This is a genomic window from Sphingosinithalassobacter sp. LHW66-3 (assembly GCF_050703275.1).
Classification (GTDB): domain Bacteria; phylum Pseudomonadota; class Alphaproteobacteria; order Sphingomonadales; family Sphingomonadaceae; genus Sphingomonas.
This window is the reverse complement of record NZ_CP193482.1, coordinates 2,815,167-2,831,557: the sequence shown is the minus strand read 5'-3', so window position 1 is coordinate 2,831,557 and position 16,391 is coordinate 2,815,167. Positions and strand designations below refer to the sequence as shown.

General features: G+C 67.4%; 18 protein-coding genes and 1 tRNA gene. 7 read left to right on the top strand and 12 right to left on the bottom strand.

All coding sequences use genetic code 11. The features are described 5' to 3' along the window. Positions 1 to 11: 11 nt before the first annotated feature. Positions 12 to 407: a hypothetical protein gene (locus ACQ450_RS13875; protein WP_431469709.1), complete on the top strand. Its 396-nt coding sequence runs from the start codon at positions 12 to 14 to the stop codon at positions 405 to 407. Positions 408 to 412: 5 nt separating this feature from the next. Here the strand turns inward: ACQ450_RS13875 and ACQ450_RS13870 are convergent, their stop codons facing one another. The 3 genes from ACQ450_RS13870 to ACQ450_RS13860 all read right to left on the bottom strand — a co-directional run bounded on the left by ACQ450_RS13870 (position 413) and on the right by ACQ450_RS13860 (position 2,277). After that, positions 413 to 778 (bottom strand): DUF1622 domain-containing protein, encoded by a 366-nt coding sequence (locus tag ACQ450_RS13870; protein WP_431469708.1) that lies wholly within the window; start codon positions 776 to 778, stop codon positions 413 to 415. Continuing rightward, entirely contained in the window at positions 778 to 1,284 is a 507-nt protein-coding gene (locus ACQ450_RS13865) for a DUF421 domain-containing protein (RefSeq protein WP_431469707.1), read from the bottom strand. Before ACQ450_RS13865 ends, ACQ450_RS13870 begins: the two co-directional genes overlap by 1 nt. A 564-nt stretch (positions 1,285 to 1,848) precedes the next feature. After that, positions 1,849 to 2,277 carry a cupin domain-containing protein gene (locus tag ACQ450_RS13860; RefSeq protein WP_431469706.1) on the bottom strand — a complete coding sequence of 143 codons (429 nt, stop codon included), beginning with the start codon at positions 2,275 to 2,277 and terminating at the stop codon, positions 1,849 to 1,851. A 135-nt stretch (positions 2,278 to 2,412) separates the two neighbouring features. On the opposite strand from ACQ450_RS13860, the gene ACQ450_RS13855 reads away from it, so the two are divergent. Both ACQ450_RS13855 and ACQ450_RS13850 read left to right on the top strand, forming a co-directional pair. Then, positions 2,413 to 3,606, top strand: a complete 1,194-nt coding sequence (locus ACQ450_RS13855; protein WP_431469705.1) for a glycosyltransferase — start codon at positions 2,413 to 2,415, stop codon at positions 3,604 to 3,606. A 70-nt stretch (positions 3,607 to 3,676) separates the two neighbouring features. Then, complete coding sequence (locus tag ACQ450_RS13850) at positions 3,677 to 3,853, top strand: hypothetical protein (protein WP_188054291.1); 177 nt, start codon at positions 3,677 to 3,679, stop codon at positions 3,851 to 3,853. Between the two features lie 33 nt (positions 3,854 to 3,886). On the opposite strand, the gene ACQ450_RS13845 is transcribed toward ACQ450_RS13850, so the two are convergent. Genes ACQ450_RS13845 through yajC form a run of 5 tightly spaced genes read right to left on the bottom strand, consistent with a single transcriptional unit; the run spans position 3,887 to position 8,413 of the window. After that, on the bottom strand, positions 3,887 to 5,020 hold the full coding sequence (locus tag ACQ450_RS13845; protein WP_431469704.1) for a DUF3089 domain-containing protein: 1,134 nt from the start codon (positions 5,018 to 5,020) through the stop codon (positions 3,887 to 3,889). Between the two features lie 36 nt (positions 5,021 to 5,056). After that, a complete protein-coding gene (locus ACQ450_RS13840) occupies positions 5,057 to 5,440 on the bottom strand; it encodes an Mth938-like domain-containing protein (RefSeq protein ID WP_431469703.1) in 384 nt (127 codons plus the stop codon). Beyond that, a complete protein-coding gene (gene secF / locus ACQ450_RS13835; RefSeq protein ID WP_188054288.1) occupies positions 5,440 to 6,405 on the bottom strand; it encodes a protein translocase subunit SecF in 966 nt (321 codons plus the stop codon). The genes ACQ450_RS13840 and secF overlap by 1 nt, the downstream gene beginning before the upstream one ends. A 33-nt stretch (positions 6,406 to 6,438) precedes the next feature. Next, the gene (gene secD, locus ACQ450_RS13830) at positions 6,439 to 8,067 is read right to left on the bottom strand and encodes a protein translocase subunit SecD (protein ID WP_188054287.1); all 1,629 of its coding nucleotides are present in this window, start codon (positions 8,065 to 8,067) and stop codon (positions 6,439 to 6,441) included. Between the two features lies 1 nt (position 8,068). Next, on the bottom strand, positions 8,069 to 8,413 hold the full coding sequence (yajC, locus tag ACQ450_RS13825; RefSeq protein WP_188054286.1) for a preprotein translocase subunit YajC: 345 nt from the start codon (positions 8,411 to 8,413) through the stop codon (positions 8,069 to 8,071). Between the two features lie 166 nt (positions 8,414 to 8,579). Here yajC and ACQ450_RS13820 point away from each other — a divergent pair. Further along, positions 8,580 to 8,656, top strand: a tRNA-Pro gene (locus ACQ450_RS13820). 111 nt (positions 8,657 to 8,767) lie between these two features. Here ACQ450_RS13820 and ilvB read toward each other — a convergent pair. Genes ilvB through ACQ450_RS13805 form a run of 3 tightly spaced genes read right to left on the bottom strand, consistent with a single transcriptional unit; the run spans position 8,768 to position 11,803 of the window. Further along, positions 8,768 to 10,519 (bottom strand): biosynthetic-type acetolactate synthase large subunit, encoded by a 1,752-nt coding sequence (gene ilvB, locus ACQ450_RS13815; RefSeq protein WP_431469702.1) that lies wholly within the window; start codon positions 10,517 to 10,519, stop codon positions 8,768 to 8,770. Continuing rightward, a complete protein-coding gene (locus ACQ450_RS13810; RefSeq protein WP_431469701.1) occupies positions 10,516 to 10,749 on the bottom strand; it encodes a hypothetical protein in 234 nt (77 codons plus the stop codon). The genes ilvB and ACQ450_RS13810 overlap by 4 nt, the downstream gene beginning before the upstream one ends. A gap of 1 nt (position 10,750) precedes the next feature. Next, the gene (locus ACQ450_RS13805) at positions 10,751 to 11,803 is read right to left on the bottom strand and encodes a Glu/Leu/Phe/Val dehydrogenase dimerization domain-containing protein (protein ID WP_431469700.1); all 1,053 of its coding nucleotides are present in this window, start codon (positions 11,801 to 11,803) and stop codon (positions 10,751 to 10,753) included. Between the two features lie 137 nt (positions 11,804 to 11,940). Between ACQ450_RS13805 and ACQ450_RS13800 the strand changes: the two genes are divergently transcribed. After that, positions 11,941 to 12,405, top strand: coding sequence for an Lrp/AsnC family transcriptional regulator (locus ACQ450_RS13800; protein WP_188054282.1), 465 nt, complete (start codon positions 11,941 to 11,943; stop codon positions 12,403 to 12,405). Between the two features lie 6 nt (positions 12,406 to 12,411). On the opposite strand, the gene ACQ450_RS13795 is transcribed toward ACQ450_RS13800, so the two are convergent. Next, entirely contained in the window at positions 12,412 to 13,041 is a 630-nt protein-coding gene (locus tag ACQ450_RS13795) for a helix-turn-helix domain-containing protein (protein WP_431469699.1), read from the bottom strand. A 131-nt stretch (positions 13,042 to 13,172) separates the two neighbouring features. Between ACQ450_RS13795 and ACQ450_RS13790 the strand changes: the two genes are divergently transcribed. Continuing rightward, a complete protein-coding gene (locus ACQ450_RS13790; RefSeq protein ID WP_431469698.1) occupies positions 13,173 to 14,411 on the top strand; it encodes a dipeptidase in 1,239 nt (412 codons plus the stop codon). Between the two features lie 61 nt (positions 14,412 to 14,472). Continuing rightward, positions 14,473 to 16,368: a CocE/NonD family hydrolase gene (locus tag ACQ450_RS13785; RefSeq protein ID WP_431469697.1), complete on the top strand. Its 1,896-nt coding sequence runs from the start codon at positions 14,473 to 14,475 to the stop codon at positions 16,366 to 16,368. The last annotated feature ends 23 nt before the right edge of the window (positions 16,369 to 16,391 follow it).

The following is a 16,391-nucleotide window of genomic DNA, read 5'->3' as shown; positions in this document are numbered from 1 at the left end:
AGGAACCACCCATGGACTATCGCAAGATCAGCATTGGCCTCGGCTGGTTCTCGCTGGCGCTCGGCGCTGCCGAACTGCTGGCCGGCCGCCGCATCGCCCGGGCGCTGGACGTGCCCGATCACGCCGGCACGGTACGCGGTTTCGGCATGCGCGAACTCGCTTCGGGTGCCGCATTGCTCAGCGCTCCCGGCAATCCCGGCCGCGTCGCGACACGTGTCGCGGGCGATGCGCTCGATCTGGGCGCGCTGGGACTGGCGGCACGCACGTCGCCGGGCAATCGGCTGATCTGGGGCGCGCTCGGGTTCGTGGCCGCTGCCGCCGTGCTCGACACGCTGGTTGCACGGGGCATTCGTGCAACCGCGGATCTTCCCGGCAACGGTCCCGCGGCTGCGGTCTCGACCGGCTGAGCGGCCTAGCTGTCGGTCTTGTGCCCCTGCCAGGGCCAGCGGCCTTCAATCTCCAGCTCGAGCGAGAAGCTCAGAAAGGTCCGGATCGCGACAATCCCGGCGAGTACCGCGACGCTCCTCAGCGTCGGCTCGATCGCTACGGTGTTGATGATGTCGGCCGCGACGAGCAGCTCGAGGCCCAGCAGGATCGACCGGCCGAGGTTCGATCGCAGCCCCTTATACGCAGCTTTCCGGTCGCTCTGGGTCACCAGCGCTCGTACGAAAAACACCGCGGAAACGATCGCACCCATCAAGATGGTGGCGATCCCGGCCACTTCCACTATGCGTGTAATGGCATGGATCATGCCGATGGCATCTTCTTCGCCCAACATCAGCGCGCGACCGATCGCAAGGCAGTCAGCTCGCCTTCGCCGCCTTCGGCGATGACGCTCATCGATCCATCGGTCTCCAGCACGACGGCGGCGACCTGTTCGATCCGCCCGAGACCCGAGTTGCGGATCGCTTCGTCCACTTCGTCGCTGGTGATTCGCTCCTCATCCATCGCGCCGTGGCGGTAGCGGCCATGCTCGACCAGAAGCCGGGGGTTCGCACGGACCAGCTTGCGGAACCAGGGCGAGGCGATCGACACGCGCGACACAATCCATTGCAGGCCCGCCAGCATGGCAAAGGCGAGCACCCCCTCGGAAAGCGTCACTTGCTGGCTCAGCAGGATGGTTGCGAGCGTCGACCCGAGGGCGACCGTCACGACGAGGTCGAACGCGTTCAGCTTGGCCAGCGAGCGCTTTCCGGAAAAGCGCAGGATGAGGATCAGCGCGACATAGGCCGCCACTGCCATCACCACGACGCGCAGCAACGCCATTGGGTCCTGGAAAAACATGCCCGAACAAAGGCCCCGCCGCCGCGAAGGTTCCGGCGACAATGCGCTTCAAGCGCCCAGCTCCGCATGCAAATGGGGGCCGGCATCGCTGCCAGCCCCCTGTCGCCGGACTTCGGCCGCTGCCCGGATGGGCGTGGCGGCCCGGTTTCGGCGGCATGCTCCACTCGCGCCGGCAAGGGCATGCGAGCTTCGCGGGTCACCGAGGCCAGAGCATCCTTCCGGGGGAACGACGCTCCGGCTTCGATGCCTGCCCCGCCCAGTCCGGGAATTGGGCGAAGCGGTTCGGATGGCGATCACGTGGCTGCCGGTGCGGTGCTGCCACAAGTGCGGCAATCGTGCCCCGGCCTCCGCGTCAGCGCGGCATCCCGGTCGAAACGAACCCGGTTTCCAAAAGGCACCAGCGCCCGCTCCGTCCGTGCAGCTCGGCGGGGTCGCTTCGACTTCGCTCGGCGCTCTCGTCTTGCTGCAGGCCCGATGCTCTCACGACGTCCGAGTCGCGCAAAGCGCAAAGCCGCCCCTCATGGCTGTTGATAGCGTGGATAACGGGGGTAACGAGTGGCGCCCTCAGTTGCCGGGGCTCCATCCCTGCGGAGCGAGCTCGAACCCGGCGAACTCGAACCCCGGAACGACGGTACAGCTTACGAGCGCCCAACCTGCCGAGGCATGGGCCGCCTGCCAGCGATTCGCCGGCACCAGCCCCTGGGGCGCGTAGCCGCCGAGCACATCGCCGCCAAGCCGGATGGTGGCCCAGTCGTCTCCCGCCTCGTCGGCGATATGCAGATCGAGCGGCGCGCCGCCGTGCCACAGCCAGATCTCGTCGGCATCCACTCGGTGCCAATGCGACCGCTGCCCTTCCTCGAGCAGAAAGAGTATCGCGGTGCCCGCGGCGCGCTCACCTTCCCGCGCCGTCGCGCGCCAGGTTTCGCGAAACCATCCTCCCTCGGGATGGGGAGTCAGTTCCAGCGCATCGATGATCGTCCGTGCGTCACTCATTGCCGCCTCCGCGAGTTCGCGCTCCGAACTTGCGGGAACGCCGCGCAGATGCAACCCGCCTCGGATCGGCGCGTCCGGGAGAATGCTCAATGCCATGGAGCGGGTTGGTAACGATCGGGCACTACAAGGAAGGCGATGCTCCGCCTCCTGACACTTTCGACGCTCTTTCCCGATGCGACGCGACCGAACTTCGGCATTTTTGTCGAGCGGCAGACGCTGGGGCTCGCGACGCGGCCAGATGTGTCGCTGCGCGTCATCGCCCCGCGCGGGCTGCCTCCGCCTCCGCTGGACCGGCTGGCGCGTTATCGCCCGATCGCCGAGGCGCCCCGGCAGCAGCAGTGGAAGGGAGTGGACGTGCATCGCCCTGCCTTCCTCAATGTGCCGGGGATCGGCGGTCGGCTTCATGGCGCAATGCTGGCGCGCGCCGCAGCGCCGGTGATTGCAAGTCTGCGACGCGATTTTCCGTTCGATCTCATCGCCGCCGAGTTCTTCTTTCCCGACGGAGTGGCAGCGATCGCGCTCGGCCGCCGCTTCGGCGTCCCGGTTTCGATCAAGGCGCGCGGCACCGACATCGCCCATTGGGCGAGCAACTCCGCGGTGGCCGGACAGCTCAACTCCGCAGCACAGGCAGCCGACGGATTGCTCGCGGTTTCGCAGGCGCTCCGGCGAGATATGATCGCGCTGGGCATGCCCGGAGAGAAGATCGAAGTAAGCTACACCGGCGTCGATCTCGATCGCTTCATCCCCGGCCGGCGCGCCGCCGCCAAGGCTGAACTCGGTGTAGAGGGGCCGCTCATCGTCTCGCTCGGCTCGCTTACGCCGGTCAAGCGGCACGATGTCGTGATCGACGCAATGACGCTGCTTCCGAACGTCTCGCTGTGGATCGTCGGTGAGGGCCCTGAGCGCACACGCCTCGCCGCTCGGATTGCCGAACGCAGCCTCGGCGACCGTGTCCGGCTGGCGGGGCCGATCCCGCACACCGCCATTCCGAACGTGCTCGCGGCAGCGGATGCGATGGCGCTGGCATCAGCTTCCGAAGGGCTCGCCAACGCATGGCTGGAGGCTCTGGCGAGCGGAACGCCTATCGTGATCCCTGACGTCGGCGGTGCGCGCGAAGTCCTTGATCGCAAAGCCGCCGGCGCCATCGTCGATCGCACGCCGGAAGCCTTCGCCGCAGCGCTGAGCGAGCGTCTTGCCCAACCACCGGAGCCGCATGACGTGCGCGCCGCTGCGGAACGCTTCACCTGGCCCGCCAACGCGGCCCAGCTCATGGACTATTACAGCCGCCTCGTCGCAGACCATCACCGCCCGGGCGCACCCTCTCGCTGATCGCGCCCGTCGCAACTTGCGACGCCGTCACGGGTTTTTCTCCTGAGATCAGATCAAATGGAGAAGGATCATGGCCGACCGGCGTCCGGACAGCACCCGTCCCGACAATATCTCGACCGAGCATCAGAAAGACGGCGACGCCGGTCTTCCGAACGATACCCTCAATCGGCCTGCCGACCAGGTGCACCCGCCCCGCGACTTCAACCCGGCGGACGATGTCGGCCACCCGGAACCCAAGGGCAGTTGAGGAAGGCCTGCAAGGCGGAGCGCCCTCGCCCCGTCAGTTGCGGGCCGCCCCCCAGGATTCTGCCTGGCGGCCCGCCAGCGCGACGAGGTCGCCCATGGCCACGTTCATGTCGATCAGGTGCAGCCCCCACTGCGGCACCAGATTGGACCCTATCCGGACATCGCCCGGGATATCGTCAGCGCGCGGGTCGGCCGGATCGGCGTTCACGCTTGCCGCCAGATAGTCGAACCTGCCCCGCGCGACACATTCGAGCGAGACGAGTCCTGGTACTTTGACGAACGGCGTCTCCACCGGCGCACCGTCTGACGTCCAAGCGCTGGCCTCTCCCATTCCTTCGACAAAGCTGCTCGCGGCGCTGAAATATGCATCCCCGACTGCTTTGCCACCCGCCAGAGCCGCCGGGTTGGTGCAGCCCACCCGCGTGCCCGTCGTTTCCGTGGCGCCGAACCGGCTGTCCTCGGGCGGCGGCGCCTCGGCGCGAAAGGTGACATAGGTGACGACGCACCCATATGCATCCGCGCTCCGGCACAGCGGCGTCTCGCGGAACGCGCCTCCGGTATCGCTGCCTTCCGCGACGGGCACATTGGCGCCGATCAGCATCGCCGAGATCAGCCGGTCGGCGGCCGGCGAGCCTTCGATGTCGCGCGCAAGGAGCTGCGTCAGCACATAGGCGCCCTGGCTGTGCCCGATCAGAACAACCCCGCGGCCCCCATTATCGTGCACCAGATAGTCTTCCCACGCCGCCTTCACGTCACGATAGCCCATCTCCCGATCGCGCGGCCGGTTCATCCGCAGCGCCGTGAGCGTGCCCTGGCGATAGACCGGTGCGAAGACGCGACACTGCGCGCGAAACCGAGCGGCCTGCACCTGGATCACTCGCCGCTCCTCGTCGCCGGGGGTGAGATCGCTGTTGCCGCCGGGATCGTTCGAGACGGTGGGATAGACATAGAAACAGTCGAACGCCGGATCGGCGGCGGGCTCGAACCGCTCGATGCGCCGGCTTCCATCGGCTGCGATCACCGTGGCGGTCAGGTCCTGGGTGCAGGCATCCTCCCGCCCCGGCCGGCAGAGCCAGTTCGCACCCTCGCGATAGTCTGGAAGCGGCTGTGCGGCGGCATCCTGTGCCGGTACAGCGAGCGCAAGCGTGGCGGCGAAAACTGCAAACATCCGATCCTCCCCTGTTTGTCGGGAAGGTAGCGCGCCTCAGGCTACTGCGTCGAGCGGATAGAGCGCGGCCGCGATCCAGCGGAGCTCGGCGCGCAGGACCCCCCATGCGCGGGCCGCGGCGCGGCTGTCCATTGCTTCGATGCCGATCCCGCGGCGCTCTAGCGTTGCCGTCAGCGCTTGCGGCGGGCGGATCAGTCGCGCTCCCGTGCCGAGCAGCAGAAACTCGGGATGCGGATCGAGCTGGAGCAGCGGCGCAAGATGGGCCTCCGACAATTTCTCGATCGACGGCGGCAGCCAGCCGTCGGCACGCGCAGGCGTGATCCAAAGCCCCTCGTACACGCCGCCGTCGATCACGAAGCCGCGGCCTGAAAAGCCGGAGATGACGGGGCCTTCGCCGTCGCCGCTCCGGTCCATCCGCATCAGGGGACTTCCTTGGCCTGCACCCGCTCGGCGCCTTCGGGCCCGCGCTCCTTCGGAACGAAACTGTCGGTCCCCACCTTGGTCCAGATCAGGATCGGATTGGCGATGTAGATCGACGAATAGGTGCCGATCACGATGCCCAGCAGCATCGCGGCCGAGAAGCCGAAGATCACTTCGGGGCCGACGAGCACCAGCGTGGCCAGCGCAATGATCAGGGTCAACGAGGTCACGATCGTGCGTGCCAGCGTCTCGTTGGTCGAGAGGTTGAGCAGCGGAATCATTTCCATCTTGCGGTACTTCCGCAAATTCTCGCGTACTCGGTCGTACACCACGATCGTATCGTTCAGCGAATAGCCGATGATCGTCAGGATCGCCGCGACCGTGTTCAGGTTGAACTCGAGCTGGGTAAGCGCGAAAAAGCCGAAGGTCAGCGCCACGTCGTGCGCCAGCGAAAACAGTGCGCCGACGCCGAACTGCCACTCGAACCGGATCCAGATGTAGATCGCGATCGCGCCCATCGCCAGCGCAAGCGCCCACGCGCCCTTGACGAACAGCTCCTCGGATACCTTGCCCGAAACCGCGTCGACCGAGCTGATGTGCGCGCCCGGCCAGGTCTGCTCGATGAAGCTGCGGATGCGCGTGCTTGCCTCCTCGGAGGCGCTATCGCCGCCGGGGGGCAGCGGCAGGCGGATGGCCACGCTGCGCTCGTCGCCGAACTGCTGGATCGAGCTTTCCCCCAGTCCCAGGCTATCGATCCGATCCCGGATCTCGTCGATCGGAACCGCCTGCTGGAATTCGACTCGCGCCATCTGCCCGCCCGCGAAATCGACGCCGAAGTTCAGCCCGCGGATCGCGACCAGCGCGATCGAGGCAATGATCAACAGCACCGAAAGCCCGGTCGCGATATGGCGCACCGCGAGGAAGTCGATGTTCGTGTTCTCGGGTACGAGTTTCAGCGGACGCATTTCAATCAATCCTCACTCGCCGGTCGGCGAATCTCAAATCACCAGCTGCTTGGGCCGCTTCTTCAGCCATTCGGCGACCATCAGGCGCGTGAAAGTGACGGCGGTGAACACCGACGTCACGATGCCGATCGTCAGCACGACTGCGAAGCCGCGGATCGGGCCCGAGCCGAAGATGAACATGATCGCTGCGGCGATCACGTTGGTGATGTTGGCGTCGAAGATCGCGCGGCTCGCTTCCTTGTAGCCGAACTCGATCGAATGGACGACGGTGCGGCCGCGCCGCTGTTCCTCTCGGATTCGCTCGTTGATCAGCACATTGGCGTCGACCGCCGCGCCGATCGTCAGCACGAAGCCGGCGATGCCGGGCAGCGTGAGCGTCGCGTTGAAGAGCGCCATCACCCCGACGATCATCAGGATGTTCACGATCAGCGCGATCGTCGCATAGACGCCGAAGCGGAAATAAGTGACCAACATGAACGCGATCACCAATACCGTCGCCAGCACCGCGGCGAACACGCCCTTGTTGATCGAATCCTGGCCGAGCTCGGGGCTCACCGTCGACTGGTCGACCACCGCGAGCTCGATCGGCAGCTTGCCCGATCGCAGCGCGATGGCGAGCTGAGTCGCGCTCTCGCTGGTGAAGCCGCCGTCGATGCGGGCAACGCCGCCGGTAATCGGCTCGTTGATGTTCGGCGCCGAAATCACTTCGTCATCGACGATGATCGCAAACGGCCTGCCGGTGTTTTCGGTCGTCACCCGCGCGAAGCGCCGCCCGCCGCCGCCGTCGAGCCGCAGCACCACGCCCGGGGCGTTGGTCGTCTGTTCGAACTCCATGCGCGCGTCGACCAGCTGATCGCCGCTGATCATCGTCGTGCGCTGCACGGCCACTCGGGGCGGCTGGTCGGGAAAATAGGCGACATAGGGCAGCCCGCCCGGAGCGTCCGGATAGGGCAGGATTTCGCTGCCGACCGGCGCGATGCCCTGCGCGAGCTGTGCGGGATCGGCAGTCGTGTCGACCAACTTGAACTCGAGCAATGCGGTGCGGCCTAGCAGCTCCTTGAGCTGCGTCGGATCGCCGAGGCCGGGCACCTGCACGACGATTCGGTCGCGGCCCTGCCGCACGATGGTCGGTTCGCGGGTACCGAGTTCGTCGATGCGGCGGCGCACGACTTCGGTCGCGTCGCCCATCGCGGTTTCGATCGCCTGCTCCAGACCTTCTTCGGTGGGCGTCAGCACGAAGCGCGTGCTGTCGACCACTTCGATGTTCCAGTCGCGCTGGCCGCTGAAACCGGCACCGGTCGTGAACTGGTTGAGCCGCTCACGGACGGCGTCGACCTGGCTGGCGTCGCGCACCATGAAGCTGACGCGCCCGTCGCGCACGGAAATGTCGCCGATGTCGATCCGCGGGCTTCGCCGCATCTCGGTGCGGACGGTTTCCTGCATCCCCTCGAGGCGCTGGGTCGCGACATCCGCGGTATCCGCCTCGAGCAGCAGGTAACTGCCGCCGGCAAGGTCGAGCCCCAGGTTTACAGTCGGCGTCGGCACCCATGCGGGCAGCGAGGCGCGCACCGATCCGGGCAGCAGACTGGGCACGGCGAGCAGCACCGTGACCAGGATCACGGCAATGACGCTCCAGACCTTCCAGCGCGGGAAATCGAGCATGTCAGTCGTTCGCGGGCTTGGCGCTGCCAAGCGGCATCACCTGCGCGAGCGTCGCCTTGACGACTCGAACCTTCACATTGGGTGCCAGCTCGACTTCGACATGGTCGTCCTCGACTCGCGTGACCTTGCCGACGAGACCGCCGCCGGTGACGACGCTGTCGCCCTTTTTCACCGCCGCGACCGAGTCCTGCAGCGCCTTCATGCGCCGCTGCTGCGGACGGATCATCAGGAAGTAGAATGCGACGAAGATGAGGATGAGCGGCAACAGCTGAAGGAACGCGCCGGCGGCGCCTCCCGACTGGCCGGCTGCGCCGGCGGCCTGGGCATAAGCTGGGGTGGCGAACATGGGTTCCCGAAAGCCTGGATTGGGAGCGACAACGCTCCAGGGTTCAAGCGGCGCGCGCTATCATGGGTGCGCGGCGCACGCAAGGATCGTTGCGGAAGCGCGCCGGCTCTCGCATCGCGGCCACTTGCATCTCGCCGCGCGCCCGCATAGATGCCTCCCCCTCGGTCGGGACGTAGCGCAGCCTGGTAGCGCATCACACTGGGGGTGTGGGGGTCGCAGGTTCGAATCCTGTCGTCCCGACCAGTTCATTCAGCGGCAGGATAGCCAGCGGCAGCCGCGCGGCAGCGCGGCGTATGGCACCTCGGACGACCCTGTGTCCGCTTCCCGGATCGAGCGGCGGCCTCGTGCCTCCGCTCAGAGCGTTGCGTTCGCGCCCAGCCGGACCTCGTTGTGCGCGGCGCCCGCCGGGATCATCGGATAGCAATCCTCGTCGGCGCGCACCCGGCAGTCGAGCAACACCGGCCCCGGAGTCTCGATCATCGTTCGGATCGCATCGTCCAGCGCCTCGGGGCGCTCGACTCGCAATCCCGTCCAGCCATAGGCTTGCGCCAGCGCGACGAAATCGGGCGCCGATTCGGACCAGCTCTGCGAATGCCGGCCGCCGTGGTGCAAGTCCTGCCACTGGCGCACCATTCCCATCCGTGCATTGTTGACGATGAAAAGCTTCACCGGCAGCCGATATTGCGCCGCCGTTCCCAGTTCCTGGATGTTCATCTGGATCGATGCGTCGCCGGCGACGTCGATCACCAGCGCGTCTGGGTGCGCGATCTGCGCACCTATCGCCGCGGGCAGGCCATAGCCCATGGTTCCGAGCCCGCCCGACGTCAGCCAGCGGCCGGGCGCCTCGAATCCGAAGTGCTGCGCGGCCCACATCTGATGCTGGCCCACTTCGGTGGCCACGATCGGCCGACGCTCGCGCGTCAGTTCGAACAGGCGGCGGATCGCCCGCTGCGGCGCGATCGCGTCCGCATCTTCGGCGAAGTCGAGCGAGCGGCGGTCGCGCCATTCGGTGATCCGGCCCCACCAGGGCCCCAGGCTGCACCGCACCTGCGGCTCCAGCGCGCCGCAAAGTGCCTCAAGCGCCGCACCGCAATCGGCGGCGATCCCCACCTCGGCGGGAACCAGGCGACCGATCTGCCCGGGGTCGATGTCGATGTGGATAACCCGGGCGCCCGGCGCGAACCGATCGAGCCGTCCGGTCACGCGATCGTCGAAACGCGCGCCGATGCACAGCATCACATCGCAGCCGTGCATCGCCAGATTGGCCTCCAACGTGCCGTGCATCCCCGGCATGCCGATCCACTGCGGATGCGAGGCCGGAAAGGCGCCCAGCCCCATCAGCGTCGATGTCACCGGCGCCCCGGTGATCTCCGCCAGCCGCCGCAGCGCCCGGCTGGCGGCCGGTCCCGAATTGATCACGCCGCCGCCGGTGTAGAGGATCGGGCGGTGTGCGCGGCGCAGCAGTTCCGCCGCGCGAGCGATCGCGTCACGGTCGATCGACGGACTCCGCGCAACCGACAGCGGCGGTATCGCGCCTTCGAAATCGGCAACCGACCCCTCGGCCGCCTGCACGTCCTTGGGAATGTCGAGCAGCACCGGCCCGGGCCGCCCGGCCGTGGCGATGTCGAGCGCCCGCCGCACGAGCGGTCCCAGCGTGCTCGGGCAGGTCACCGCGGCGTTGTACTTCGTCGCCGCCCGCGACAGCGCGACGACGTTCGCCTCCTGAAAGGCGTCGGTGCCGAGCAGGTGGCTGTGCACCTGCCCGGTGAGGCACAGGATCGGGATCGAGTCCGCCAGCGCGTCGGCAAGCCCGGTCAGGCAGTTGGTCGCCCCCGGCCCGGATGTCGCGAGCACCACGCCGAGCCGGCCGGTGCTGCGGGCATAGCCTTCGGCAGCATGGACCGCCGCCTGTTCGTGCCGCACGAGCACGTGTCGGATTCGCTCCTGACGGAACAGCGCATCATAGAGCGGCAGCACCGCGCCGCCCGGATAGCCGAAGATCACCTCGACTCCGGCGTCGGCGAGCACCGCAAGCAGATGATCGGCGCCGCTTCGCGGCTTCTCGGCCGCGGGCGCCCGACGTGGCGATTCGAACGGCGCGTTCATGCCGTTTCCCCCAGCGAGGCCGAGCGGATACCCGTCATCTGCCGCAGCCGCGGCAGCAGCGAGGGCGGCAGCTCCGCTCCCGCCGCGAAGTGCGCGGTGATGACGAGCGTGTCCGCCTCCCGGTCCATGTGGAAGCCGGTCGGGAAGCGCTGCTGCGCCTGCATGAGATCGAAGAAGCGCGACGGCACGCCCGGATCGGCGTCGGCGACCAGCCGGAGAACGACGGCCATTTCACGCCGGAACCGCAGCGGATCGCGCCGGCTGCGCCTGCGCGATCCGCTGCGCCGCCGTCCGGTCCGCCATCGCGCCCGGGGCGACTCCTTCGGTGCGCGCGCGGACGAACAGCGCGTCAAGGCGCGGCGCGATCGCCTGCACGCGATGCTCGACGTCGAGTGTGCTCTCGCCCAAATACTCGGCCGCCACATTGATGATCCCGCCCGAATTGACGACGTAGTCGGGCGCGTAGAGCACGTCGCGGGCGGCCAGCGCGGCATCGACCTCCGGCTCGGCAAGCTGGTTGTTCGCCGCCCCGCACACCACCGCCGCGTTCAGCCGCTCGATCACCTCCAGCGTCAGCGCGCCTCCCAGCGCGCAGGGAGCATAGACATGGGCGTCGGCGGCATGGATCTGCTCGGGCGCGCAGGGCAGCGCGCCGTGAAGCGCCGCCATTTCCGCCACGCGTGCCTCGGAGATATCGGCGACGATCAGCCGCGCGCCGGCATCCGCCAGCAGGCCGCACAGCCTGCGCCCGACGCTACCGAGTCCCTGCACCGCCACCGTCACCTCGGCCAGCTCCGCACCCAGCCGATGCCGCACCGCGACTTCCATCGCATGGAACACGCCCAGCGCGGTCCAGGGCGATGGGTCGCCGCCGGCGCATGCCGACGCCGGGTCGTGCGGCAGCCCCGCGACATGGCGGGTCTCTTCGCGCACCGCGCGCATGTCCGCGGTGGTCGTGCCCACGTCCTCGGCAGTTACATAGCGTCCGCCCAGCGCCTCGACTGCGCGGCCGAACGCACGGAAGGCCGCGCGGCGGTCGGCACCGAGCGGCGCCAGGAGCACTGCCTTGCCGCCGCCGAACGGCAGGTCGGCCATGGCGTTCTTGTAGCTCATGCCGCGCGCCAGCAGCGCGGCATCGCGCTCCGCCGCGGCGCGATCGGGATAGTGCCACAGCCGGCACCCGCCCGCCGCCGGGCCCAGCGCGAGCGAATCGATCGCGATCACGCCCCGCACTCCCGCTTCGTCGTCGGAAAAGGCGTGAAACTGGGGTTCGGACGGGCGCATCGGCTCGGCACTCCTCGGGAAAGACACTCCCTGTCTATCACTGGCGGCTGAGGAGGTGTTTCCTAACTCTTGCCCGGCCAACCGTTTTTTGAGACTGTTGTTTCGGAAAGCGAAGGTTTACGGAAAGGATCATCCGCATGGAGCCTCTCGATCGGTACGAACGCCGCATCCTTGAGCTCCTGCAGGAGGATGCGACTCTGTCCAACGCGGATTTGGCCGAGCGCATCGGCCTTTCGCAGACGCCGTGCTGGCGCCGCGTGCAGCGGTTGCGCGAGAGCGGCGTGATCCGGCAGCAGGTGGCGCTCGTCGACCGCCGCAAGGTCGGGCTCAACGCCCAGGTGTTCGCCCAGGTGAAGCTCAACACCCACGGCCGGCAGCATCTCGACGAATTCGCCGCGGCGATCCAGACCTTCCCCGAAGTGCTCGAAGCCTATGTGCTGATGGGTTCTGTCGACTTCCTGCTGCGCGTGGTCGCGGCGGACATCGAGGCCTATGAGCGCTTCTTCTTCGAAAAGCTCAGCCAGGTCGCCGGGATTCAGGAGATCAATTCGATCGTCGCGCTGTCCGAGATCAAGTCCACCACGGCGCTGCCGCTTCCCTGAGGCCGCTCAGGCGGCGACTTCGCCGTGCAGACTCATCAGCGAGTCCATCAGCCCCTCGTCGGCGCTCGAACACACGCCCAGCACCAGCGCCTCGTCATAGCCGGGCGCCACCAGATAGGCGTGGCCCATGGTCGAATCGATGTAGATCGATTCGCCGGGCGCCAGCGTGACCGAATCGTAGAATTCGGTGTGCACGATGATCTTGCCTTCGAGGACGTAGATCAGTTCCTCGCCCTGGTGGCGCACCAGCTCGCCGAATTCCTCGGTGCTGCGCGCGCGGATACGGGTGAGGATCGGGATCATCCGCTTGCGGCGAAGATCCGGGTTCAGATAGTGATAGTCGTAGTTCGGCGTCTCGACGCGGAACGCACGATCGAGCGAACCCAGGCTGCGCCGGCCCATCGCCTGCCGCTCGGGCCGGTCCGGCTCCTCGGCGAACAGGTCGGACATGCGCAGGTTGAGCCGCCGGCTCAGCTGCTGGAGCTTGTCGTAGGTCAGCGTCAGTCGGTCGTGCTCGACCTTCGACAGCGTCGAAACCGGGATGCCGCTCTTCGCGCTCATCTCCTTGAGCGTCCAGCCCTTACCGGCGCGGATGCGCCGCAGGACGCTGCCCAGAGTAGGATGGGTGTCGGTCACCAGCCGCTCCGGGCGTTTGACAATTTTCCGTTCAGGATCATTATGTCCGACCTCGACCTGTTCACTGCAGGATTGGTAGGATGGCGCGCCGATTTTCGCAAGCGCGCGCCACTCGCAGCGCGGAGATCTCCATGACGCCAAGCCCGACCAACGCCCCTTTTTGCTCCTTCGGCCCTCAGGCGCGCCATCCGCTGCGAGGAGCGGTCGCGCTTGCCGCCGCGCTGCTCGCGTCCTCCTGCGCGACGCCGCAGGCGCCCGGGGGACAGCGCAGCCATGCCGATTTCCTGGTGCTCGACACCCATCTCGATACGCCGCTCCATTTCGACCGCGCCGGCTGGGACTTCGGAGCCCGCCATGATCTGCGGATCGATATGGCGCAGGTCGATCTGCCGCGGATGGAGGACGGCGCGTTCGATGGCGGCTTCTTCGCGATCTACACCGATCAGGGACCGTTGACGCCGCAGGGCTACGCCGACGCGCTGGCCTTTGCGCGCACGCGCTCGGACAGCATCGATCGCACCATTGCGGCCTTCCCGGCGCGGATCGGCCCGGCGCTGACTCCCGCAGACGCCCTCAGCCTCGATGCACAGGGCAAGCTGATCGCCTTCAAGAGCATGGAGAACAGCTATCCCTTCGGCGAGGATCTCGCGCTGATAGAGGAGTTCTACGGCCGCGGCGTCCGCCTCGCCTCGCCGGTGCATGGCGCCAACAATCAGTTCGCCGATTCCGCGACCGATGAGCCGCGCTGGAACGGGCTCAGCCCGCTTGGCCGCCAGTGGGTGGCGGAGATGAACCGGCTCGGCATGGTGATCGATGCCAGCCACGCCTCGGACGCGGCGTTCGATCAGATGCTGGCGCTCTCCAAAACCCCGCTGCTGCTTTCGCACTCGACCGCGAAATGGGCGTTCGATCATCCGCGCAATCTCGACGACGCGCGCATCCGCCGGCTTGCCGAAACAGGCGGCGCGATCTGCGTCAGCACCATCTTCCTGTCGAACCTGAACGCCAGCGGCGCGCGCGGACCGCTGTTCGAGCGGTTCGACTCGATCGCCGAAATGTCGCCCGCCGAACAGGAAGCCTTTTCGCGCCAATGGTACGCGCTCAACCGGACCAACCCGGTGTGGGACACCGATTTCGACCGCTACATGGAAATGGTGCTCCACACGATCGAGGTTGCCGGAGTGGATCACGTCTGCTTCTCGGGCGATTGGGACGGCGGCGGCGGCTTCGCCGGGCTCGAGGACATTTCCGCCCTGCCCCGCGTCACCGAGCGGCTGCGCGCGGCAGGCTATTCGGACGAGGATCTTGCGAAGATGCTGGGCGGCAACATCCTGCGCGTGATGGCGGCAGCCCAGGCGGCCGCCGAGTAACGCCAAGCCACGAGCCGATGCAGGGGCGCCGCGCGGCGCCGACCACAGGAGAACTCCCGCCGTGAAACGCCTCTTCGCCGCCGCAGCCGCCATTGCCGTCGCCACCGCCGTTGCGGCCCCTGCTCCGGCCCAGGACTATGCCCGCTACAGCGACGAGGCGGTCACCCAGGAACTGGCGCGGATCGCGGATACCCGGATGATCGCGATGGTGCCGATGCGCGACGGCGTCGAGCTGGCGACCAACATCTATCGTCCCAAGGGCGCGGAGGGGCCGCTCCCGACGATCCTGTGGAAGACGCCCTACAACGAGCTTTCGTATAACGTCCGCACCAGCCGCCGCGCGCTCGAGGCGATCAAACGCGGCTATGCCTTCGTCGTCCAGAACGAGCGGGGCCGCTATTATTCCGAGGGCGACTATCAGATCCTCGGCTATCCGCAGACCGACGGCTATGACACGCTGAGCTGGATCGCGGCGCAATCCTGGTCGAACGGGCGGATCGGCACGCTCGGCTGTTCCTCGTCGGCCGAATGGCAGCTCGCGCTGGCGGCGCAGAACCACCCGGCTCACGCCGCGATGGTCCCGATGGCTGCGGGCGCCGGGATCGGCAAGGTGGGGCCGTTCCGGGAGCAGGGCAATTGGTACACCGGCGGCGTACCGCGCACGCTGTTCTTCGTCTGGCTCTACGGAGTCGACAATCCGCTGCGCGCCCAGCTCCCGGGCGATCTCGATCCCGATATTCGCGCCCGCATCGCGCGCTACAATGATCTTGCCGCGACCAAGCCCTCGGTGAACTGGACGCGCCAGATCCGCTACTTGCCCGTCGACGAGATGCTATCCGATCTCGGCGAGCCGCCCGCGACCTTCGAGGAGCTGATCGCGCGCGGTCCCGCCGATCCCGCGTGGCGCGAAGGCGGCCTCTACCATGACGACATGGGCTGGGGCGTCCCGGCGCTCTGGGTGAACAGCTGGTACGACGTGTCGATCGGCCCGAACATGGCGCTGTTCAACCACGCGCGCGAAGCCGGCACCGATGCCGAAGCGAGCGCCAACCAATATGCGATCGTCGGGCCGAACACCCATTGCGCCTTCGCCGGCCTCGGCCCGGACTTCGTCTCGGGCGACCGCGATCTCGGCGACGCCAGCTTCGACGTCGATGCGCAGGTCTTCGCCTTTTTCGATCGCTGGCTGAAGGGCGAGCGCGACGCCTATCCCGCGACCACTCCGGCCGTGCGCTTCTACACCATGGGCGCCAATCGCTGGCAGTCGGCGGAGCAATGGCCCCCGGCAGACGCCACCAGCGTGCGCATGTATCTGCGCTCGGGCGGCAATGCGAACAGTCTTTATGGCGACGGGGCGCTTTCCGTCGAGGCGCCGCCTGCGGCCGAGGCGCCGGATCGCTACACCTATGATCCGATGAACCCGGTTCAGACGATCGGCGGCGGCGACTGCTGCAACGGCGGGCTGGTGACGGCCGGCGCGTTCGACCAGCGCCCGATCGAGGCGCGGCGCGACGTGCTGGTCTATACCAGCGCGCCGCTCGCGGAGCCGCTCGAAGTCACCGGCTTCGTGAACGCAGTGCTGCGTGTCTCCTCGGACGCACGCGACACCGACTTCGCGGTCAAGCTGGTCGATGTCGCGCCCGACGGAACTGCCTATATCCTCGGCGACACGATCCTGCGCGCACGCTACCGCAATGGCTATGAACGGCCGGAAATGATGGAGGCGGGCGAAGTCTATACCATTGCGCCGACGCCGATCACCACGAGCAACACCTTTCAACCCGGCCATCGCATCCGCGTCGAAGTGACGTCATCGAACTTCCCGAAATTCGTGCGCAACCTGAACACCGGCGGCGCTAACGAAAGCGAAACCGGCCATGTGGTGGCGCACAACACGCTTCACCATTCCGCCGCCCAGCCTTCCTACATCGACTTGCCAGTGGTGCCCCGACGCTAGACCCCGACGCGATAGCGGCGCGT